The sequence below is a fragment of the Pseudokineococcus sp. 1T1Z-3 genome (genome assembly GCF_037482365.1).
GTDB lineage: Bacteria > Actinomycetota > Actinomycetes > Actinomycetales > Quadrisphaeraceae > Pseudokineococcus.
This window is the reverse complement of sequence record NZ_JBBHZF010000026.1, coordinates 426,712-447,573: the sequence shown is the minus strand read 5'-3', so window position 1 is coordinate 447,573 and position 20,862 is coordinate 426,712. Positions and strand designations below refer to the sequence as shown.

18 protein-coding genes are annotated in these 20,862 nt (G+C 75.3%); 10 read left to right on the top strand and 8 right to left on the bottom strand.

Translation table 11 applies throughout. From position 1 onward, the window contains the following. Positions 1 to 323: 323 nt before the first annotated feature. Both sufB and WDV86_RS14130 read right to left on the bottom strand, forming a co-directional pair. Positions 324 to 1,745: a Fe-S cluster assembly protein SufB gene (gene sufB / locus WDV86_RS14135; RefSeq protein ID WP_339568274.1), complete on the bottom strand. Its 1,422-nt coding sequence runs from the start codon at positions 1,743 to 1,745 to the stop codon at positions 324 to 326. Further along, a complete protein-coding gene (locus WDV86_RS14130) occupies positions 1,742 to 2,590 on the bottom strand; it encodes a helix-turn-helix transcriptional regulator (RefSeq protein WP_339568273.1) in 849 nt (282 codons plus the stop codon). Before WDV86_RS14130 ends, sufB begins: the two co-directional genes overlap by 4 nt. 121 nt (positions 2,591 to 2,711) lie before the next feature. On the opposite strand from WDV86_RS14130, the gene WDV86_RS14125 reads away from it, so the two are divergent. The 4 genes from WDV86_RS14125 to WDV86_RS14110 are packed head-to-tail and all read left to right on the top strand — an operon-like array spanning position 2,712 to position 6,373. Then, on the top strand, positions 2,712 to 3,662 hold the full coding sequence (locus WDV86_RS14125) for an ABC transporter ATP-binding protein (RefSeq protein WP_339568272.1): 951 nt from the start codon (positions 2,712 to 2,714) through the stop codon (positions 3,660 to 3,662). Then, on the top strand, positions 3,659 to 4,444 hold the full coding sequence (locus tag WDV86_RS14120; protein ID WP_339568271.1) for an ABC transporter permease: 786 nt from the start codon (positions 3,659 to 3,661) through the stop codon (positions 4,442 to 4,444). The genes WDV86_RS14125 and WDV86_RS14120 overlap by 4 nt, the downstream gene beginning before the upstream one ends. A gap of 54 nt (positions 4,445 to 4,498) precedes the next feature. Next, complete coding sequence (locus WDV86_RS14115; RefSeq protein WP_339568270.1) at positions 4,499 to 5,527, top strand: COX15/CtaA family protein; 1,029 nt, start codon at positions 4,499 to 4,501, stop codon at positions 5,525 to 5,527. Positions 5,528 to 5,584: 57 nt separating this feature from the next. Beyond that, positions 5,585 to 6,373, top strand: coding sequence for an AMIN-like domain-containing (lipo)protein (locus WDV86_RS14110; protein WP_339568269.1), 789 nt, complete (start codon positions 5,585 to 5,587; stop codon positions 6,371 to 6,373). A 106-nt stretch (positions 6,374 to 6,479) separates the two neighbouring features. On the opposite strand, the gene WDV86_RS14105 is transcribed toward WDV86_RS14110, so the two are convergent. Beyond that, a complete protein-coding gene (locus tag WDV86_RS14105) occupies positions 6,480 to 7,406 on the bottom strand; it encodes a heme o synthase (RefSeq protein ID WP_445263102.1) in 927 nt (308 codons plus the stop codon). 725 nt (positions 7,407 to 8,131) lie between these two features. Here WDV86_RS14105 and tkt point away from each other — a divergent pair. The 6 genes from tkt (at position 8,132) to pgl (ending at position 16,778) form a co-directional block, all read left to right on the top strand. Beyond that, positions 8,132 to 10,312: a transketolase gene (gene tkt, locus WDV86_RS14100; RefSeq protein WP_339568267.1), complete on the top strand. Its 2,181-nt coding sequence runs from the start codon at positions 8,132 to 8,134 to the stop codon at positions 10,310 to 10,312. Positions 10,313 to 10,398: 86 nt separating this feature from the next. Continuing rightward, positions 10,399 to 11,553, top strand: coding sequence for a transaldolase (tal, locus tag WDV86_RS14095; RefSeq protein ID WP_339568266.1), 1,155 nt, complete (start codon positions 10,399 to 10,401; stop codon positions 11,551 to 11,553). Between the two features lie 32 nt (positions 11,554 to 11,585). Then, positions 11,586 to 13,241, top strand: coding sequence for a glucose-6-phosphate isomerase (locus WDV86_RS14090; RefSeq protein ID WP_445263101.1), 1,656 nt, complete (start codon positions 11,586 to 11,588; stop codon positions 13,239 to 13,241). Between the two features lie 47 nt (positions 13,242 to 13,288). Beyond that, on the top strand, positions 13,289 to 14,833 hold the full coding sequence (gene zwf / locus WDV86_RS14085; protein WP_445263100.1) for a glucose-6-phosphate dehydrogenase: 1,545 nt from the start codon (positions 13,289 to 13,291) through the stop codon (positions 14,831 to 14,833). Then, on the top strand, positions 14,830 to 15,963 hold the full coding sequence (gene opcA, locus WDV86_RS14080) for a glucose-6-phosphate dehydrogenase assembly protein OpcA (protein ID WP_339568263.1): 1,134 nt from the start codon (positions 14,830 to 14,832) through the stop codon (positions 15,961 to 15,963). Before zwf ends, opcA begins: the two co-directional genes overlap by 4 nt. After that, entirely contained in the window at positions 15,960 to 16,778 is an 819-nt protein-coding gene (gene pgl / locus WDV86_RS14075; protein WP_339568262.1) for a 6-phosphogluconolactonase, read from the top strand. Before opcA ends, pgl begins: the two co-directional genes overlap by 4 nt. A 96-nt stretch (positions 16,779 to 16,874) precedes the next feature. Here the strand turns inward: pgl and WDV86_RS14070 are convergent, their stop codons facing one another. The 5 genes from WDV86_RS14070 to gap all read right to left on the bottom strand — a co-directional run bounded on the left by WDV86_RS14070 (position 16,875) and on the right by gap (position 20,848). After that, entirely contained in the window at positions 16,875 to 17,225 is a 351-nt protein-coding gene (locus WDV86_RS14070) for an RNA polymerase-binding protein RbpA (protein ID WP_339568261.1), read from the bottom strand. A gap of 141 nt (positions 17,226 to 17,366) precedes the next feature. Continuing rightward, positions 17,367 to 17,618 (bottom strand): preprotein translocase subunit SecG, encoded by a 252-nt coding sequence (gene secG / locus WDV86_RS14065; protein WP_445263099.1) that lies wholly within the window; start codon positions 17,616 to 17,618, stop codon positions 17,367 to 17,369. 222 nt (positions 17,619 to 17,840) lie between these two features. After that, positions 17,841 to 18,635, bottom strand: a complete 795-nt coding sequence (gene tpiA, locus WDV86_RS14060; RefSeq protein WP_339568259.1) for a triose-phosphate isomerase — start codon at positions 18,633 to 18,635, stop codon at positions 17,841 to 17,843. Positions 18,636 to 18,638: 3 nt separating this feature from the next. Beyond that, the gene (locus WDV86_RS14055; RefSeq protein WP_339568258.1) at positions 18,639 to 19,856 is read right to left on the bottom strand and encodes a phosphoglycerate kinase; all 1,218 of its coding nucleotides are present in this window, start codon (positions 19,854 to 19,856) and stop codon (positions 18,639 to 18,641) included. Further along, the gene (gap, locus tag WDV86_RS14050; RefSeq protein WP_339568257.1) at positions 19,853 to 20,848 is read right to left on the bottom strand and encodes a type I glyceraldehyde-3-phosphate dehydrogenase; all 996 of its coding nucleotides are present in this window, start codon (positions 20,846 to 20,848) and stop codon (positions 19,853 to 19,855) included. Before gap ends, WDV86_RS14055 begins: the two co-directional genes overlap by 4 nt. Between the last annotated feature and the right edge of the window lie 14 nt (positions 20,849 to 20,862).

Here is a 20,862-nt window from a genome sequence, read left to right as displayed (position 1 = left end):
CCTCGCCGGCCGCGGCGACGCGCGCCGCCGCGGTGTCGTAGCCGGGGCCGGGGGTCGCCGAGGAGTCCAGCGTCACCTCGGCCGGCGCGCCGGCGGCGTGGTCGACGGCATGCTCCTGCCGCGCCTGGGCGGCGTCCTCGACGGTGACGTCCTCGCCGGGAGAGGCAGGGGTGGCGGTGTCGGCGGTGCTGATGGCGGGCTCCTCGGGCTGTCGGTCGGGCGGTGCGGTGCTGCGGGGCGCCCGCCGCGCCGAGCCCCCGCGGCGCCCCGGCACGGTGCGCGGGGCGGGCGGGGGCGGGCGCGACGAGGTCGCCGGAGGGCGGTCAGCCGACCGCGCCCTCCATCTGCAGCTCGATGAGGCGGTTGAGCTCGAGGGCGTACTCCATCGGGAGCTCACGGGCGATCGGCTCGACGAAGCCGCGCACGATCATCGCCATCGCCTCGTCCTCGGCCATGCCGCGGGACATGAGGTAGAAGAGCTGGTCCTCGCTCACCTTGGAGACCGTGGCCTCGTGCCCCATGACGACGTCGTCCTCGCGGACGTCGACGTAGGGGTAGGTGTCCGAGCGGCTCACCTGGTCCACGAGCAGCGCGTCGCAGCGCACCGTCGAGGCCGAGTGCGCGGCCCCCTCCAGCACCTGCACGAGACCGCGGTAGGAGGTGCGCCCCCCGCCGCGGGCGACGGACTTGCTGATGATGGAGGACGACGTGTGCGGCGCCGCGTGCACCATCTTGGCGCCGGCGTCCTGGTGCTGGCCCTCGCCGGCGAAGGCGATGGACAGCGTCTCGCCCTTGGCGTGCTCGCCCATGAGGAAGATGGCGGGGTACTTCATCGTCACCTTGGAGCCGATGTTGCCGTCGACCCACTCCATGGTGGCGCCCTCGGCGGCCGTGGCCCGCTTGGTGACGAGGTTGTACACGTTGTTCGACCAGTTCTGGATGGTCGTGTAGCGGACGCGGGCGTCCTTCTTCACGACGATCTCGACGACGGCCGAGTGCAGCGAGTCGGTCTTGTAGATGGGCGCCGTGCAGCCCTCGACGTAGTGCACGTACGAGCCCTCGTCGGCGATGATCAGCGTACGCTCGAACTGGCCCATGTTCTCGGTGTTGATCCGGAAGTAGGCCTGCAGCGGGATGTCGACGTGGACGCCCGGCGGGACGTAGATGAACGAGCCGCCCGACCACACCGCGGTGTTGAGCGAGGCGAACTTGTTGTCCCCGGGCGGGATGACGGAGCCGAAGTACTCGCGGAACAGGTCCTCGTGCTCGCGCAGGCCCGTGTCCGTGTCGACGAAGATGACGCCCTTCTCCTCCAGGTCCTCGCGGATCTGGTGGTAGACGACCTCCGACTCGTACTGCGCGGCGACGCCGGCGACCAGGCGCTGCTTCTCGGCCTCGGGGATCCCGAGCCGGTCGTAGGTCGACTTGATGTCCTCGGGCAGCTCCTCCCAGGACGTGGCCTGCTTCTCCGTCGACTTCACGAAGTACTTGATGTTGTCGAAGTCGATGCCGTCCAGGTCGCTGCCCCAGCTCGGCATCGGCTTGCGGCCGAACATGCGCAGCGCCTTGAGCCGGGTGCGCAGCATCCAGTCAGGCTCGCCCTTGCGGCGGGAGATGTCGGTGACGACCTCCTCGTCGACGCCGCGGCGGGCGCTCGCGCCGGCGGCGTCGGAGTCGGCCCAGCCGTAGTTGTAGGTGCCGATGCCCTTGAGCTCGGGGTTGAGTGCTTCGACGTCGGTGGTCATCGAGGTCCCTCCGGGGTGGTGGGGGTCGTGGGCGCGGGGGCGTGGCGCCTGCTGGCCGGCGGCCGGCCGCGGGCCGGCCGACCTTCTGCGCTCCGGCCTGGTGCGCTCTGGTCGGCTGGGGCCCGGTCGGCTGGGGTCCGGTCTGCAGGGCTCCGGTCGCTGCGGGGGCGGACGGCGGTCGGGACGTGCGTGGTGCAGACCCGGTCGCCGGAGCCGAGCGTCGCCAGACGGCGGGTGCCGACGCCGAGGAGGTCGGAGAAGGCGGCCGTCTCGGCGTCGCAGAGCTGGGGGAAGGCCTGTGCGGCGCCGTGGACCGGGCATCTCCCCTGGCACAACTGGAGCGCCCGCACCCCTGTTCCCGGGTCCACCGGCCGGGTGCTGGCGGCGAACCCGTCCCGGCGCAGGGCCTCGGCCAGCGCACCGGCCCGGGCCTCGACGTCGTCGCCGGCGGCCCCCACCTCGGCGGCGTAGCGCTCGCGCAGCGAGGCAGCGCGGTGGTCTGCGTAGGCCCGGACGGCCTCGGCGCCGCCCGTGGCGGCCAGGTGCTGCAGCAGGTCGAGCGCGAGGTCGGCGTACCCGTCGTCGGCGCGCGAGGCGCGGGGGGCGGCGACGAACTCGCGTGCGGGGCGCCCGGGCCCTCTGCCCTGCGTGGTCGTGGCCGGCTGCGCCCGCACGAGCCCCTCGGCCTCCATGGCCTCGAGGTGACGGCGGACGCCGGCCGCCGTCAGGCGCAGGACGTCGGCGACGGCCCCTGCGGTCGCAGGCCCGTGCTCGGTGACGACGGCGAGCACGCGCTCGCGCGTCGTCACCGCCTCGCCCTCGCCGGGCCGCACCTGGGATTGCACAACACGAGTGTGACGAAACCCCGCACGGCTCGTCCAGTGAGGCTCCCCTTGTCTCGTCGGCGCCGCAGCAGGCCGCTCCCGGCGACGGCGGCGCGTGCCGGCGCACCTAGGATCGCCGTCCGTGGGTGGTCCTCCGGGCGGCTCCCCGTCCGGCGGGGCCGCGCTGCGCGTGCGCGGCCTCGTGAAGCGGTACGGGGGCGCCGTCGCGGTCGACGGCCTCGACCTCGACGTGGCCGCCGGCGCCGTCACCGCGCTGCTGGGGCCCAACGGCGCGGGCAAGACCAGCACGGTGGAGTGCTGCCTCGGCCTGCGCCGTCCCGACGCCGGTGAGGTCACGGTCCTCGGCCGCCCCGTCGCCGCGGCCGCCACGGACGCCGACCACCGTGCCGCCGTCGGCGCGATGCTGCAGGACGGCGGCCTGCCGACGTCGGCCAGGCCGCTGCGGCTGCTGCGCCACCTGGCCCGCCTGCACGCCGCCCCCCGGGACGTCGACGAGCTCGCCGGCCGCCTCGGCATCCCGGCCTTCGCCCGCACGAGCGTGCGACGGCTGTCCGGGGGCCAGCGCCAGCGGCTCGCCCTCGCGGCGGCCCTCGTGGGCCGTCCGAGCCTGCTCTTCCTCGACGAGCCGACGGCAGGCCTGGACCCGGCCGCCCGGCTCGTCGTCTGGGAGCTGGTGCGCGAGGTCGTCGCGCAGGGGGCGGGCGTGCTGCTCACCACGCACGACCTGGAGGAGGCCGAGCGCCTGGCCGCGACCGTCGTCATCGTCGACGGCGGCCGGGCCGTCGCGACCGGCGCGCCGAGCGAGCTGGTGGCCGGGGCGGGTGCCTCGGTCCGCTTCCGGGCGAGCCCCGGCCTCGACCTGGCCCCCCTGCGCCAGGCCTTGTCCGAGGACGTCGTCGCCACCGAGCCGGTGCCGGGCAGCTACGTCGTGTCGGGGGCGGTGGACCCGCAGGTCGTCGCCGGCGTGACGTCCTGGTGCGCCCAGCGCGGCGTCATGCCGGAGGCGCTGTCCGTCGGGCGCCCGAGCCTGGAGGAGGTCTTCCTCGACCTCACCGGCCGGAGCCTGCGGTGAGCACCCGGGCCCAGGCGCCGACGGCCGCCCAGCCGCGGGCCGCAGGGGCCGCGGCGCGGGTGCTCGCCCAGGCGCGGTGGGAGGCCGGGACGATGCTGCGCAACGGCGAGCAGGTGCTGCTCACCCTGGTGCTGCCCGCCCTCGTCCTCGTCGGGCTGTCGGTGACCTCCGTCGTCGACCTCGGGCTCGCCCCCGGCCAGGCGGCGGTCGACGTCGTCGCGCCGGGGGTCCTGGCCCTGGCCGTGCTCTCCACCGCCTTCACGGGGCAGGCCATCGCGACCGGCTTCGACCGCCGCAGCGGCGTGCTGCGCCTGCTCGCGACGACGCCGCTCGGGCGCGGCGGCCTGCTCGCCGGGCGGGTGCTCGGCGTCCTCGTCGTGGAGGTGGTGCAGGTGCTCGTGCTCGGGGCCGTCGCCCTGGCCGTCGGGTGGCGCCCCGACCCGCTGGGCCTGCTGCCGGGGGCCCTGCTCGTGCTCGTGGGGACGGCGGCGCTGACGGCCCTGGCCCTGCTGCTGGCCGGGGTGCTGCGCGCCGAGGCGGTGCTGGCCGCCGCCAACCTCGTCTGGGCGCTCCTGCTCGTCGGCGGCGGCGTCGTCGTGCCCGCCGACGCGCTGCCCGGCGCCTGGGGGGCGCTGGTCCACGTCCTCCCGTCGGGTGCCCTGGGCGAGGGGCTGCGGCAGGCCTCGACCGACGGGAGCCTCGACGTCGTCGCCCTCCTCGTCCTCCTGGCGTGGGCGGCCGCCGCCACGCTGGCCGCCCGGCGCTGGTTCCGCTGGGACTAGCGGCGCCAGCCGGGTCCCTGCTGCCCTCCCGCCCCTCCCACCTACCCTGGTGACGTGAGCACAGACGTCGGCCGGCGCCCGCACCCCTCCGGCGGCGCGGCCGAGGGCTCGGACCCCGTGCCGGCGCCGCGCGCGGTGGCCGCTCCCCGGTGGGCCGTCGTCCCGGTCGTGGCCAACCTCGTCGCGCAGGTCGGCATCGTCGTCACCGGCGGCGCGGTGCGGCTCACCGGCTCGGGCCTGGGGTGCCCGACGTGGCCGCAGTGCACGGAGGGCTCCTACACCCCGGTCTACAGCCCCGAGATGGGCCTGCACGACGACATCGAGTTCGGCAACCGGCTGCTGACCTTCGCGGTCGCCCTGGCCTCCCTGGCGGCGCTCGCGGCCGTCGCCCGGCTCGTCGTCACGGGCCGGCGCGAGGCGAACCTGCTCCCGTGGGCGGTCGCGCCGCTCGTCGGGGTCGTCCTGCAGGCGGTCATCGGCGGCATCACCGTGCACCTGTCCCTCCACCCCGTCACGGTGGCCACCCACTTCCTCGTCTCGATGGCGCTGGTCGCCGTCTCGACCGTCCTCCTCGTCCGGGTGCGCGAGCGCGCCGACGGACCGGCGGGCCTCGTCGTGGCGACGGCGCCCCGGCGGGTCGCCCAGGCGTGCGGCGTGCTGCTCGGTGCCGTCCTGGTCCTCGGGACGCTCGTGACCGGCGCCGGCCCGCACTCCGGCGACGCCGAGCAGCCGGCCCGCCTCGGCTTCGACACCGCGGTCGTCTCCCGCGTGCACGCCGACGCGGTCGTGCTGCTCGTCGTGGCCCTGCTCGTCCTCCTCGTGGCGCAGCACCGCACCGGTGCGCCGGCGCGGGCGCAGCGCCGCGCGGTGACGCTGCTCGCCGTCGTCCTCGCCCAGGGCGTCGTCGGCTGGGTGCAGTACGCCACCGACCTGCCCGTGCTGCTCGTCGCCCTGCACATGCTCGGGGCAGGGCTCCTCGTCATCGCGACGACGGTGCTCCTGATGTCCCAGCGACGCCGTTCCCCGCTGCCGCTCCCCCCGGCCCCGCGCTCGCCCGTCGAGCACAGCCCGCAGCAGGCGTGAGCAGATCGTGACCCTGCTGCGCTGAACGTGCGCGCGCGGAGCGCCGATGATCCATCCATGACGACGCCCGTCCCCTGCACGACCACCGGCTGCACGACCACCGGCTGCACGACCACCGGCGCGGCGAGCCTCACCGCCACCCGCGCGGCCGCCGAGGTCGCGGCCCCCCGCCGGAGCCGGGCCGGCGCCGCCTGCGCCCTCGCCGCCGCCCTGCTGCTCGGGGCCGGGTGCGGCGGGAACGGCGTCACCGCCGGGCCGGCGGAGTCCGCGGTCGCCTCGACGCCGGCGCCCACGGACGTGCCCACGCCGGAGGTCGCGGTCTCGCCCACGCCGTCGACGACGCCGTCGCAGGCCTCCGCGAGCACCCCCCGGCCCGACGAGGAGCCGAGCGAGGAGGCCACCGGCCTGCCCGAGGACGCGACGACCGGGACCTCCGAGCAGGCCTCCGGCGGCGGCCCGATGTCCGTCGTCGCCGTGCGCTCGGCGCGCCGCGAGGGCTACGACCGCGTCGTCCTGGAGCTGGCGGGCGAGGAGGGCGAGCCCGGGTGGTTCGTCCAGTACACCGACGAGCCGACGCAGCAGGGCTCCGGCGACCCGGTCGAGGTCCAGGGCGCGGCCACCCTCGTGGTCGTCGTGCGCGGCCTGGGCTACCCCTTCGAGACCGGCCAGGAGGAGGTCCTCGGCGCCTTCCCCGGCCAGGGCACCTCGGTCTTGCAGGAGATGCTCGTCGGCGGGGTCTACGAGGGCCAGGGCCAGGTCTTCCTCGGCCTCTCGCAGGAGGTCCCCTACACCGTCACGCGCCTGCAGGACCCGCCCCGCGTGGTCGTCGACCTGTACGGCGGCTGACCCGCCGGCCCGGGGGTGCAGACGCCCCGGCGAGCGCGGCCGCCGCGGGCTGGCCCTACCGGTCTGGCGACCGCGGCCGATGCCTGACGGCGGCCCCGCCCGGCCCTCACCACCAGCCGACGAAGGGGTCCACACCCACGGCGAGGAAGAGGAGGGTCAGGTAGGAGATCGAGACGTGGAAGACGCGCATCGCGCCGGCGGTCGCGACCGGCTCGGGCGACTCCTCGGCGCGAGCGGCGCGACGACGCAGCGCGTGCGCCTCGGCGAGGAACCAGGCGCCGAGCAGCACCGCCGCGAAGGTGTAGACCGGGCCGGTGCCGGCGACGGGCACGAGCAGCAGCGAGCAGGCCACCATCGCCCACGAGTAGGCGAGGATCCGGCGGGCGACGAAGCCCGGCCGCTCGACCGCGCCGAGCATCGGCACGTGGACCGCGGAGTAGTCGCGCGCGTACCGCATCGACAGGGGCCAGTAGTGCGGGGGCGTCCACAAGAAGACGACCCCGAAGAGCACGAGCGGGGCCCACGCCAGCGAGCCGGTCACCGACGACCAGCCGACCAGCACGGGGATGCAGCCGGCGGCACCGCCCCAGACGATGTTCTGGGAGGTCCGGCGCTTGAGCCCGAGGGTGTAGACGAAGAGGTAGAAGGCGATGGCCGCCAGCGCCAGCGCCGCCGAGAGGACGTTGACGAGGGTGGCGAGCCACCCGACGGCGACGACGCCGAGCGCCACGCCGAAGACCAGCGCCTCGCGCGGGCTCACCTCGCCCGTGACGAGGGGCCGCTCGCGGGTGCGGTCCATCAGCGCGTCGATGTCCCGGTCGACGTAGCAGTTGAGGGTGTTGGCGCTGCCGGCGGCGAGCGCACCGCCGACCAGGGTGGCGAGCACGAGCCAGAAGGAGGGGAAGCCCCCGGCGGCCAGGAACATCACCGGCACGGTCGTGACGAGCAGCAGCTCGATGATGCGCGGCTTCGTCAGCGCGAGGAAGGCCGCGGCCCGGGGACGCCGCGCCCGCCCCGCCGAGCCAGGGTGCAGGGGGCCGGAGACGCCGTGCGCGGCGTCCTGGGCCGCGACCTCTGCGGACGGCCACCGCCCCGACGTCGCGGGGGCGGGGTCGTGGGTGCGCGCCCCCGCCGGGTCGGTCGCTCTCACGGCATCTTCACGAGGAGGTCTCGTCCGATCCTTCCGGGGTCCGGGTCCGCGGGGCGCCCGGCCGCCCCGCAGGGCCTGCCGGAGCCTCGGCCGCCGGTACCCCGGCCGCCGGCGCTCGCGCTCCACCGCCGCCGATCGTAGCCGTCGCGCCGGGCCCCGGGTCGGCGGCCCGCCGCTGGCGGGCTCGCCGCCGCACCGGCCGCCGCGCGGGTGAGGAGGACCGGCGGGCGGCGACGAGGACCGGCGGGGGGCGACGAGGGCCGAGCGCCACTAGGGTCCTGGCGCGAGAGGAGCAGGCCCTCGACGAGGGCCGGAGACGACGTCGCCCGCGCGCGCCACGGCGGGCCGAGGACCCGGGGAAGAGCGAGGACCCGGGGAAGAGCCCGGGGAAGAGCACGGACGGTCCCGACGCTGGGGTCACCCGGGAGGACGCCGCCGGGGCCTGGCGCCGGCGGGCCGACGTCAGCAGGAGACCGGCCCGGCCGACGCCTGGGTCGGCGCTCGCGCCAGACCAGCACACGCGCCAGACCAGCACACGAGCAGACGAGCACCGGCCCACCGCTGCGGGGCACCCCGCCGGCCGGCCCGGGAGGAGCGAGGAGCAGCGCATGGACACCGAGACGACGCCTGACACCTTCACCTGGAGCGAGGCCGACCAGCGGGCGGTGGACACCGTCCGCGTGCTGGCCGCCGACGCCGTCGAGAAGGTCGGCAACGGCCACCCCGGCACCGCCATGAGCCTCGCGCCCGCGGCCTACCTCCTGTTCCAGAAGGTCATGCGCCACGACCCCGCCGACTCCCACTGGCACGGCCGTGACCGCTTCGTGCTCTCCGCCGGGCACTCCTCCCTGACGCTGTACATCCAGCTGTACCTCGCGGGCTACGACCTGGGCCTCGACGACCTCAAGGCCCTGCGGACCTGGGGCTCGCGGACGCCGGGCCACCCGGAGTTCCGCCACACCGACGGGGTGGAGATCACCACCGGCCCCCTCGGGCAGGGGCTGGCCAGCGCGACCGGCATGGCGATGGCGGCCCGGCGCGAGCGCCACCTGCTCGACCCGGAGGCGGCGCCCGGCGAGAGCCCCTTCGACCACACGATCTACGTCATCGCCTCCGACGGCGACGTCCAGGAGGGCGTCACCGCCGAGGCGGGCTCCCTCGCGGGCCACCAGGAGCTGGGCAACCTCGTCGTCATCTACGACGACAACCGCATCTCCATCGAGGACGACACGGACATCGCCTTCAGCGAGGACGTGCTCGCCCGCTACGCCGCCTACGGCTGGCACACCCAGCACGTCGACTTCACCCGCGGCGGCACCTACGCCGAGGACGTCGAGGGGCTGCACGCGGCGCTGACGAAGGCGCGCGCCGAGACCGCCCGCCCGTCGATCATCAAGCTGAGCACCGTCATCGCCTGGCCCGCCCCGACCATGCAGGGCACGGGCGCCTCCCACGGTGCCGCCCTCGGGGACGAGGAGATCCGCGCCACCAAGGAGGCCCTCGGGTTCGACCCCGACCAGACCTTCCAGGTCGACGACGAGGTGCTGGAGATCACCCGGGCGAGCACCGAGCGCGCCAAGGGGGTCCGCCAGGCGTGGGACGAGCGGTACCAGGCGTGGCGCTCGGCCAACCCCGACCGGGCCGCGCTGCTGGACCGCATCTCCGCGCGCGAGCTGCCCGAGGGCTGGGCCGACGCGCTGCCCGACTTCCCGGCGGGCAAGGACGTCGCCACCCGGTCGGCGTCCGGCGACGTGCTCTCCTCCCTGGCCGACGTGCTGCCCGAGCTGTGGGGCGGCTCGGCCGACCTCGCCGGCAGCAACAACACGACGATGGCGGGCGTCAGCTCCTTCGTCCCGGCCGGGCGGGCCACGAAGAAGTTCCCGGGCGACGAGGGCGGGCGCACCCTGCACTTCGGCATCCGCGAGCACGCGATGGGCGCCGTCCTGAACGGCATCACGCTGCACGGCGGCACGCGGGCCTACGGCGGCACCTTCCTCATCTTCAGCGACTACATGCGCCCGGCGGTCCGGCTCGCCGCGCTCATGGCGATCCCGACGATCTACGTCTGGACGCACGACTCCATCGGCCTCGGCGAGGACGGCCCGACCCACCAGCCGGTCGAGCAGCTGGCGGCCCTGCGCGCCATCCCGGGCCTCGACGTCGTCCGCCCCGCGGACGCCAACGAGACGTCGTGGGCGTGGCGGACGGTGCTGGAGCACACCGACCGCCCTGCCGGCATCGCCCTGACCCGGCAGAAGCTGCCGACGCTGGAGCGCGGCGACGGCGCGGCGCAGGGCACGACGCTCGGGGCGGCGTCCGGCGTCGCCCGGGGTGCGTACGTCCTGGCCGACGCGCCCGAGGGCGGCACGCCCGACGTCCTGCTCGTCGCCACCGGCTCCGAGGTGCACCTGGCGCTGGCGGCCCGGGAGGCCCTCGCCGGCGAGGGCGTCGGCGCACGCGTCGTCTCCATGCCCTGCCGCGAGTGGTTCGACGAGCAGGACGCCGAGTACCGAGAGTCCGTCCTGCCCGCCGGGGTGCGGGCCCGCGTCTCGGTCGAGGCCGCGGTCGCCCAGGGCTGGCGCGACGTCGTCGGCGACGCCGGCCGCACCGTCTCCCTGGAGCACTTCGGCGCGTCGGCCGACTACGAGACGCTGTACCGGGAGTTCGGCCTCACGGCCGAGGCCGTCGCCGCCGCGGCACGGGAGTCGATCGCCGCCGCGACCGACGGCGACACGCCCGGCGGCGCCGCCACGACGCCGACCGACCCCGGCACCGGCGACCAGCAGTGAGCCGGCCTGCCTGAGCGCCCGACGAGAGCACCCGGAAGACCCAGAACGCTGACAGAGCACGTCCGCCCACCGCACCGGAGGACACCGTGACAAGCACCACGCAGACCGGCTCCGACCCGCTCGCCCAGCTCTCTGCCGAGGGGGTCTCCGTCTGGCTCGACGACCTCTCCCGCGAGCTGCTGGAGTCGGGGGAGCTCGCGCGGATCATGGCCGAGAAGTCGGTCGTCGGCGTGACGAGCAACCCGACGATCTTCGCCAGCGCCCTCGCCAAGGGCGACGTCTACGCCGAGCAGACGAGCGGTCTGGCCGAGCGGGGCGTCGGCGTCGACGAGGCCGTCTTCGAGCTGACGACCGAGGACGTCCGGCGGGCGTGCGACCTGTTCATGCCGGTCTACGAGCGCACCGGCCACCTCGACGGCCGGGTCTCCCTGGAGGTCGAGCCGGGACTGGCGCACGACACCGAGGGGACCGTCGCGGCGGCCCGTGCCATCTGGGCGGCCGTCGACCGGCCGAACCTCATGGTCAAGATCCCCGCGACGCTCGAGGGGCTGCCGGCCATCACGACGGCGCTGTCCGAGGGCATCAGCGTCAACGTCACGCTGATCTTCTCCCTCGACCGCTACCGCGCGGTCATGAACGCCTTCCTCACGGGGCTGGAGCAGGCTCGGGAGGCAGGGCGTGACCTGTCGTCGATCGCGTCGGTGGCGTCGTTCTTCGTCAGCCGCGTCGACTCCGAGATCGACAAGCGGCTGGAGGCGGTGGGCACCGACGAGGCGCTGGCGCTGCGCGGGAAGGCCGGCCTCGCCAACGCCCGGCTCGCCTGGGCCGCCTACGAGGAGGTGTTCGCGACGCCGCGCTGGGAGGTGCTCGCCGAGGCGGGCGCCCGCCCGCAGCGGCCGCTGTGGGCCTCCACCGGCGTGAAGAACCCCGACTACCCCGACACGCTCTACGTCACCGAGCTCGTCGCCCCCGGCACGGTGAACACGATGCCGGGCTCGACGATGGACAAGACCGCCGACCACGGCCAGGTGCACGGCGACACGATGTCGGGGACGGCCGAGGCCTCCACCGAGGTCATGGACCACCTGGAGCGTCTGGGCGTCTCCTACGCCGACGTCGTCGACCAGCTCGAGCGCGAGGGCGTGCAGAAGTTCGCCGACTCCTGGGACGAGCTGCTGCAGACCGTCTCCGACGAGCTGGCACGGCTGTCGACGACCGACGACGCCGAGGCCGGGCAGTGACCTCCGGGCTGGACACCACGCCGGACGCCGCCATGAGCGACCCGGCGCCCGGGCTCGCGCTCGCCGTCGCGGGTGCCGCGGCCACCGCCGTCGCGGAGCACGTCCCGACCCTCGTCGCGGACGGGGTCGCCGGCGGGATCGCCGCCCAGCGGGCCGACCTGTGGGGACCGGAGGCCGAGGAGGAGTCGGGCAAGCGCCTCGGCTGGGTCGCCGTCGGCGAGCGGTCCGCGGACCTGCCGGCGCGGGTCGAGGCGCTGCGGGCCGAGCTCGCGGCCGAGGGCGTCGACCGGGTGGTCCTGTGCGGCATGGGCGGGTCCTCGCTCGCGCCCGAGGTCATCACCGCGGCGGCCGGCGTCCCGCTCGTCGTGCTCGACGGCACCGACCCGGGCCAGGTCCGCGACGCTCTCGCCGAGGGCCTGGGCCGCACGGTCGTCGTCGTCTCCAGCAAGTCCGGCGGGACGGTCGAGACCGACTCCCAGCGGCGGGCGTTCGTCGAGGCGCTCACCGCTGCAGGCGTCGACGCCGCCTCACGGGTCGTCGTGGTCACCGACCCGGGCTCGCCCTTCTCCCAGCTGGCCCGTGACGAGGGCTACCGCGCGCTCTTCGAGGCCGACCCGACCGTCGGCGGGCGTTACTCCGCCCTGACGGCCTTCGGGCTGGTGCCCGCCGGCCTGGCTGGGGCCGACGTCGCCGGGCTGCTGGCGGACGGCGCCGAGGCGCTCGCCCTGCTGGCGGCCGACGACGACGGCAACCCGGCGCTGCAGCTGGGTGCGGCGCTCGGCGGCACGTCTCCCCTACGGGACAAGGTCGTCCTTATCGACGACGGCAGCCCGCTGCCGGGCTTCGGCGCCTGGGCCGAGCAGCTCGTGGCCGAGTCCACGGGCAAGGAGGGCACCGGGCTCCTGCCGGTCGTCGTCGCCGGGACGGGCTCCCCCGAGGTGAGAAGCCCCGCGGACGACGTGCTGCTCGTCCACCTCGTCGCCGACGCCAGCACGGCCGGGCCGGCCGCGGGTGACGCGACGGTCTGGACGAGCGGCTCGCTCGGCGCGCAGATGGTGCTGTGGGAGACGGCCACGGCGGTCGCCGGGCGGCTGCTCGGCATCAACCCCTTCGACCAGCCCGACGTCGAGAGCGCCAAGTCCGCCACGCGCGAGCTCCTCGAGGGCTCCCCCGAGCCCGAGCCGGCCGACATGAGCGACGACGGCGTCGAGCTGCGGGCCACGCCCGGCCTGCTCGATCGGGCCGAGGACCTGGAGGGCGCCGTCGCCGCTCTGCTCGCCACGCTGGAGGACGTCGAGGGCGGCCGCGGCTACCTCGCCGTCATGGCTTACCTGGACCGGGAGGCCGACGCGTCGCTGGAGGAGGTGCGCGAGTCGTTGGCGGCCCGCACCGGCCGGCCGGTGACCTTCGGGTGGGGCCCGCGCTTCCTGCACTCGACCGGGCAGTACCACAAGGGCGGCCCGGCCACGGGCGTCTACCTGCAGGTGACGTCCGCGCCCGCCGGGGAGGACCTGCCCATCCCCGACCGGCCGTTCACCTTCGGGGTCCTGCAGCGCGCCCAGGCCGCGGGCGACGCCGCCGTGCTCGCCGACCACGGGCGCCCGGTCCTGCGGGTGCACCTCACCGACCGCGGCCATCTGAGCCGTCTGCGCGAGGTGCTGTCCGCCCCCGCGGCGGGGACCGCGTGAGCACGACGACGTCGTCGGGCGCCGCCCGACGTCCCGTCCGGGCGGGGCTGCTGGGCGGTGGCCAGCCGGCCGAGACCAACCCGCTGCGCGACCCGCGCGACAAGCGGCTCTCGCGCATCGCCGGGCCCTCCTGCCTCGTCATGTTCGGGGTCACGGGCGACCTGGCGCGCAAGAAGCTCATGCCGGCGGTCTACGACCTCGCCAACCGAGGTCTGCTGCCGCCGGGGTTCTCCCTCGTCGGCTTCGCCCGCCGGGAGTGGTCGGACGAGGACTTCGGGCGGGTCGTCCACGACGCCGTGCGGGAGCACGCGCGGACGCCGTTCCGGGAGGAGGTCTGGCGCCAGCTCGCCGAGGGCCTGCGCTTCCTGCCCGGGGAGTTCGGCGACGACGAGGCCTTCGACGCGCTCGCCCGGACGGTCAAGGACCTGGACGCCGCCCGCGGCACGGGCGGCAACGTCGCCTTCTACCTCTCGATCCCGCCGTCGAGCTTCCCCGTCGTCTGCGAGCAGCTGGACCGCTCCGGGCTGGCACGCTCCCAGGACGGGTCCTGGCGCCGCGTCGTCATCGAGAAGCCCTTCGGGCACGACCTCGCCTCCGCGCGCGAGCTCAACGCCGTCGTCGAGCGCGTCTTCCCCTCCGACGCGGTCTTCCGGATCGACCACTACCTCGGCAAGGAGACCGTCCAGAACCTCCTGGCGCTGCGCTTCGCCAACGAGCTGTTCGAGCCGACGTGGAACGGCCAGCACGTCGACCACGTGCAGATCACCATGGCCGAGGACATCGGCATCGGTGGTCGTGCCGGCTACTACGACGGCATCGGCGCGGCGCGCGACGTCATCCAGAACCACCTGCTGCAGCTGCTGGCGCTCACCGCGATGGAGGAGCCGGTCTCCTTCGACGCCGCGGACCTGCGCGCCGAGAAGGAGAAGGTCCTCTCGGCCGTCCGCCACCCCGCCGAGGGGCTGGACGCCTCGACGGCCCGCGGGCGGTACGCCGCCGGCTGGCAGGGCGGCACGGAGGTCAAGGGGTACCTCGAGGAGGACGGAATCTCGCCCGACTCCACGACGGAGACCTTCGCCGCCGTCAAGGTCGAGGTGGAGACGCGGCGCTGGGCCGGCGTGCCCTTCTACCTGCGGGCGGGCAAGCGGCTGGGACGCCGCGTCACCGAGATCGCCGTCGTCTTCCGCCGGGCGCCGCACCTGCCCTTCGAGCAGACGGCGACCGAGGAGCTCGGCAAGAACGCGCTCGTCATCCGGGTGCAGCCCGACGAGGGCGTCACGCTGCGCTTCGGGTCCAAGGTGCCGGGCACGGCGATGGAGGTGCGCGACGTGACGATGGACTTCGGCTACGGGCACGCGTTCACCGAGTCCAGCCCCGAGGCCTACGAGCGCCTCATCCTCGACGTCCTGCTCGGCGACCCGCCCCTGTTCCCGCGGCACGAGGAGGTCGACCTGTCCTGGCGGATCCTCGACCCGGTCATCGAGCACTGGGCCGCGCAGGGGGTCCCCGAGACCTATCCCTCCGGCAGCTGGGGGCCTCAGGGCGCCTTCGCCATGATGGCGCGCGACGGCCGCGAGTGGAGGCGCCCGTGATCATCGACCTGCCCTCGACGACGACGAGCCGGATCAACCGGCGTCTGGTCGACCTCCGCGAGAGCGGCGGTGCCGTCGCCCTCGGCCGGGTCCTCACGCTCGTCATCGCGACGGACGACGAGGAGGCCGAGGAGGCCATCGCCGCGGCCAACGAGGCCAGCCGGGAGCACCCGTGCCGCGTGCTGGTCGTCGCCCGCGGCAGCCGGCGCGGAGCCAGCCGCCTCGACGGCCAGATCCGGGTGGGCGGCGACGCCGGCGCCAGCGAGGTCGTCGTCGCCCGGCTGTACGGCGAGCTCGCCCGCCACGGCGACGCCGTCGTCGTCCCGCTGCTGCTGCCGGACGCGCCCGTCGTCGTCTGGTGGCCGGGCGAGCCGCCGGCGGCGCCGAGCCAGGACCCGCTGGGGGCCATGGCGCAGCGGCGGATCACCGACTCCGGGGCGGCGAGGCGGCCGTCGAAGGCCCTGCAGGCGCTCGCCGCCGGGCACGTCCCCGGTGACACCGACCTGGCCTGGAGCCGGCTCACGCTGTGGCGCGGGATCCTCGCGGCGGCGCTGGACCAGCCACCGTTCGACCCGGTCGTCTCGGCGACGGTCACGGGGGCGGAGGACTCCCCCAGCACCGACCTGCTGGCCGCCTGGCTCGGGATGGCCCTGGACTGCCCCGCGGCCCGGGTCCGCAGCGCCTCGGGCACGGGCATCGTCGGCGTCCGGCTGGAGCGCCGCAGCGGGGACGTGGAGCTCGTGCGGCCCGAGGGCTCGACGGCGCTGCTCACGGCGCCGGGCCAGCCCGAGCGGCAGGTCGCCCTCCCCGTCCGCGGGGTGCGCGACTGCCTCTCCGAGGAGCTGCGCCGGCTCGACCCGGACGAGGTCTACGGCGAGGTCCTCACCGTGGGCCTCGGACGGCTCGGGCGGGCGAGGCGGGCGGGTGACCGCGCCGGCGTCTCGCGGTCGGGCGCCCAGCAGCGGCTCGACGAGCGCCAGGAAGAGGCCCGTGCGCACGCGGCGGCCGTCGCCGACGCCGAGCCGGCGGACCCACCGCCGGTGGAGGAGCCGACGGACAGCTCCGAGGTGGTCTCCGTCGGCCCGACCGTCCCGGTGACCGGCACGGACGGCGACGGGGCACGGGCATGAGCGACCACGTCGAGGTGGTGCTGCACGAGAACGCCGAGGACCTCGCGCAGCAGACCGCACGGCGGCTCCTCGCGGCCGTGGGCGAGGTGCTCGGCTCCCGGCCCGCCCCGGCGCCCGTGCACGTCGTCCTCACCGGCGGTCGGGTCGGCGGCCGGACGCTTCAGGCGCTCGGCGAGCTCGCCGGGGACGCCGTCGCCGGCGAGGAGGGCTGGGACCTCTCCCGCCTGCACCTGTGGTTCGGCGACGAGCGTTACGTCCCGGCGGGCAGCGACGACCGCAACGACGCCCAGGCCCGAGCGGCACTGGCCTCCTCCCCCGCCCTCGCACCGGTCTGCTGGCACCCGATGCCGTCGGCGGACGACGGCGGTGACGCCGTGGACGCGGCGGCGCGCTACGCCGCCGAGCTGGCCGAGCACGCCGAGGACCTGGGCGCGCCCGACGTCGAGGGCGACGGCCGGCAGCTGCCCGGCGTCCCCGCCTTCGACGTGCTGATGCTGGGCGTCGGCCCGGACGGCCACGTCGCCTCCCTGTTCCCCGACCGGCAGACGCTGTCGCAGCAGGGCGTCAGCGTCGTGGTCGAGGAGGACGCGCCCAAGCCGCCGGCGCTGCGCCTCAGCCTGGGCGTCGACGCCATCCGCTCCGCGGCCGAGGTGTGGCTGGTGGTCGCCGGCGAGGACAAGGCCCAGGGCGTGGCCCGGGGCCTCGACCCCGACGAGGACGTCGTGCGGACTCCCGCCGTCGCCGCGCGCGGCCGCCGGGTCACGCGCTGGCTGGTCGACCGGGCGGCGGCGTCGCAGCTGTCGGGGAACGCGTAGCGCCCGAGCGGGCACCTCCTGCCCTGGCGGGCACGCACGCACGACGGCCCGCACCCCGAGGGGATGCGGGCCGTCGACGGTGGTGGGTGAGCGGGCTCAGGGCACGAGCCGCCTGGCGCGCAGCGACTCCAGGGCCTCCTCGAGCAGTGCGGCGCCGTCCGCGTCGTTGCGGCGCTCCTTCACGTACGCGAGGTGCGTCTTGTACGGCTCGTTGCGCAGGGGCTGCGGCGGGTTCGCGCGGTCCTGCCCGGCCGGGAAGCCGCAGCGAGGGCAGTCCCACGTCTCGGGGACGGGGACGCCGGAGTCCTGCGCGAAGCTCGGGCGGACCTCGTGCTCGTTGGCGCACCAGTAGGAGATGACCACGCGGGGCGCGCTGTCGCCACGCTCGGCCTCTCCCATCGGCCCCGCCCCGACCCGGCTGCCCCGGATCGCGTTGCCTCCCGCCACTGGACCCCTCCTCGTTCGTGCACGCCGTCGGGCACGTCCCTCATGACGTGCTGGTGGTCGTGCTCCCGGTGCTGCTCGTCGTGCTCGTGCTGCTCGTGCTGCTGGCCGCCGCTGCCGCTCCGGCCGGGTCGTCGGCCTCTCTCAGATCGTCGGGTCGAAACGCTCGACCAGGCCGAGGAGGACGACGACGGCCGCCCAGACGAGCGCCATCCCCACCGTCAGCCGGTTGAGGTTCCGCTCGGCGACGCCGGAGCTGCCGACGCTGGCGGACATCCCGCCGCCGAACATGTCCGACAGGCCACCGCCCTTGCCCTTGTGGAGCAGGACGAGCATGACCTGGAAGAGGCCGGTGACGGCGAGGAGGACCATCAGCACGATCCTCAGGACGTCGATCAGGGTGCTCTCCTCCTCGGTGACCCACGGACCGGTGCCGTGGTCGATCTCCTCGTGCGCTCACGTCCAGCGAGCGGCCGCGCGGCGCCCAGGGTACGGGATGTGGCCAGGGTCACGGCCCGCGACGAGCGGTGAGCACGCCGGACCCCCACCACGACCCGGGTGCGCCGAGGCCCCACCCGGTCGGGTGCACCGGGTGGGGCCGTCGGGCAGGAGGAGCGCTCAGCTGCCGCCGTGGTGGTGCTGGTAGCGGACGATGGCGGCGAAGTCGCCCGGGTCGAGGCTGGCGCCGCCGACCAGGGCTCCGTCGACGTCGGTCTCGGCCATCACGGCCGCGACGTTGCTCGCCTTGACCGAGCCGCCGTAGAGCACGCGGACTCCCTCGGCGGCCTCGTCGCCGTGCGTCTCGCGCAGCCGGGCGCGGATGGCCCCGCACACCTCCTGCGCGTCAGCCGGCGTCGCCACCTCGCCGGTGCCGATGGCCCACACCGGCTCGTAGGCCACGACGAGCCCCGCGACCGCGGCGGCGTCCAGGCCGGCGAGCGAGCCGTCGACCTGGGCGAGGACGTGCTCGACCTGCCGCCCGGCCTGCCGGACGTCGAGACCCTCCCCGACGCAGACGACGGGAGTGATGCCGTGCTCGAGCGCCTTGCGGGCCTTCGCGGCGACGACCTCGTCGGCCTCGCCGTGGCCCTCGCGCCGCTCGCTGTGCCCGACGACGACGTAGGAGCAGCCGAGCCGGGCCAGCATGGCTCCCGACACCTCGCCGGTGTGCGCGCCCTTCTCATGCGCGGACAGGTCCTGGGCGCCGAAGCGGATCTCCAGCTTGTCGCCGTCGACGAGGGTCTGCACCGTCCGCAGGTCCGTGAACGGCGGCAGGACGACGACCTCGACGCTGGAGTGGTCGTGAGAGGCGTCCTGCAGGGTCCACGCCAGCTTCTGCAGGGTGGACGCCGCCTGCAGGTGGTCCAGGTTCATCTTCCAGTTGCCCGCCATGAGCGGGGTGCGCGACGCCACGGGTCAGTCCTCCAGTGCCTGCAGGCCGGGCAGCACGTCGCCCTGGAGGTACTCCAGGCTCGCACCCCCGCCGGTCGAGATGTGGCCGAAGTCCTCCTCGGACAGCCCGAGGGCGCGGACGGCCGCGGCGGAGTCTCCGCCGCCGACCACCGAGAAGGCGTCCGAGCCGGCGATCGCCTCGGCGACGGCCCGGGTGCCGCCCGCGTAGGGCTCCATCTCGAAGACGCCCATCGGGCCGTTCCAGAAGACGGTGCCCGCGTCGGCCAGGGCGCTCGCGAAGGCCGCCGAGGACTCCGGCCCGATGTCCAGGCCCATCCGGTCGGCGGGGATGGCGTCGGCGGCCACGACGGCGTGGTCGGCGTCGGCGGAGAAGGCGGTGGCCGCGACGACGTCGGTGGGCAGCACGATCTGCACGCCCCGCTCGGCGGCGGTCGCCAGGTAGCCGCGCACGCGGTCGAGCTGGTCGCGCTCGAGCAGGCTCGACCCGACGTCGTGGCCCTGCGCCGCGAGGAAGGTGAAGACCATGCCGCCGCCGACGAGGATCTTGTCGGCGGCGCCGAGCAGGGCCTCGATGACCCCGAGCTTGTCGGAGACCTTCGAGCCGCCGAGGACGACGACGTAGGGCCGGGCCGGGTCGGTCGTCAGGCGCCGGAGCACCTCCACCTCGGCGAGCACGAGCCCGCCGGCGGCCGACGGCAGGTGCCGCGGGACGTCGTAGACCGAGGCGTGCTTGCGGTGGACCGCGCCGAAGCCGTCACCGACGTAGGCGCTGGCGCCGTCGGCGAGGTCTCGGGCGAGCCGGCCGCGCTCGTCGTCGTCCTTGCTCGTCTCGCCCTTCTCGAACCGCAGGTTCTCCAGCAGCAGGAGCTCTCCGTCGCCGAGGGCGTCGCCCTGCGCCCTCGCGGACTCCCCGACGAGGTCGGTCGCGAACCGCACCGTGGTGCCCGGGAGCAGCTCGCGGACACGCTCGGCGACCGGGGCGAGGGAGTACTTCTCCTCCGGCTCGCCCTTCGGACGGCCGAGGTGGGCGCACACGACGACCCGCGCGCCCTGGTCCAGCAGCGCCTGCCACGTGGGCAGCGAGGCCCGGATGCGCCCGTCGTCGGTGATCCGGCGGACGCCGTCCTCCTCGGCCAGCGGGACGTTGAGGTCGCTGCGGACGAGGACGCGCTTGCCGCCGAGGCCGTCGACCTCGGCGGCGAGCTGCTCCAGCGACCTCACAGGTCGGCGCCGACGAGCTTCACGAGGTCGACGAGGCGGCTGGAGTAGCCCCACTCGTTGTCGTACCAGCCGACGACCTTGACCTGGTCGCCGATGACCTTGGTGAGGCCGGCGTCGAAGATGCACGACGCCGGGTCGCCGGCGATGTCGGAGGAGACCAGCGGGTCCTCGGTGTAGCGCAGGATCGTCCCGTCCGCGGCGGCCTTGACCGCGGCGTTGACCTCGGCGACCGAGGTCTCGCGCCCGACCGTGACGGTCAGGTCGGTGGCCGAGCCCGTGGGCACGGGCACGCGCAGCGCGTAGCCGTCGAGCTTGCCCTTGAGCTCGGGCAGGACCAGCCCGATGGCCTTCGCGGCGCCCGTCGACGTCGGCACGATGTTGAGGGCGGCGGCACGGGCCCGGCGCGGGTCCTTGTGCGGGCCGTCCTGGAGGTTCTGGTCGGCGGTGTAGGCGTGCACCGTCGTCATGAGGCCCTGCTTGATGTCGAAGGCGTCGTGGATCGCCTTGGCCATCGGCGCGAGGCAGTTCGTCGTGCACGAGGCGTTGGAGATGATCGTGTGCGCCGAGGGGTCGTAGGTGCCCTCGTTGACGCCCATCACGACGGTGACGTCCTCGTCGGTGGCCGGCGCGGAGATGATGACCTTCTTGGCCCCGGCGTCGACGTGCGCCCTGGCCTTCGAGCCGCTCGTGAAGATGCCGGTCGACTCCACGACGACGTCGGCCCCGAGGTCTCCCCAGGGCAGGCCCGCCGGGTTGCGCTCGGAGGAGACCGCGACGTGCCGGCCGCCGATCGTCAGGCCCTTCTCGTCGGCGGAGACGTCCTGCGCCAGGCGACCGAGGAGGGAGTCGTACTTCAGGAGGTGGGCCAGGGCCTGGTTGTCGGCGAGGTCGTTGACGCCGACGACCTCGACGTCGGCGCCGGAGGCCAGGGCGGCGCGGAAGAAGTTGCGGCCGATGCGGCCGAAGCCGTTGATGCCCACGCGGATGGTCACGTCGAGTCTCCAGG

Excerpts from the sequence above, each read along its gene's own strand:
- sufB (WP_339568274.1), bottom strand. The coding sequence starts at position 1,745 with ATGACCACCGACGTCGAAGCACTCAACCCCGAGCTCAAGGGCATCGGC.
- WDV86_RS14110 (WP_339568269.1), top strand. The coding sequence starts at position 5,585 with ATGACGACGCCCGTCCCCTGCACGACCACCGGCTGCACGACCACCGGC.
- tkt (WP_339568267.1), top strand. The coding sequence starts at position 8,132 with ATGGACACCGAGACGACGCCTGACACCTTCACCTGGAGCGAGGCCGAC.
- WDV86_RS14090 (WP_445263101.1), top strand. The coding sequence starts at position 11,586 with ATGAGCGACCCGGCGCCCGGGCTCGCGCTCGCCGTCGCGGGTGCCGCG.
- pgl (WP_339568262.1), top strand. The coding sequence starts at position 15,960 with ATGAGCGACCACGTCGAGGTGGTGCTGCACGAGAACGCCGAGGACCTC.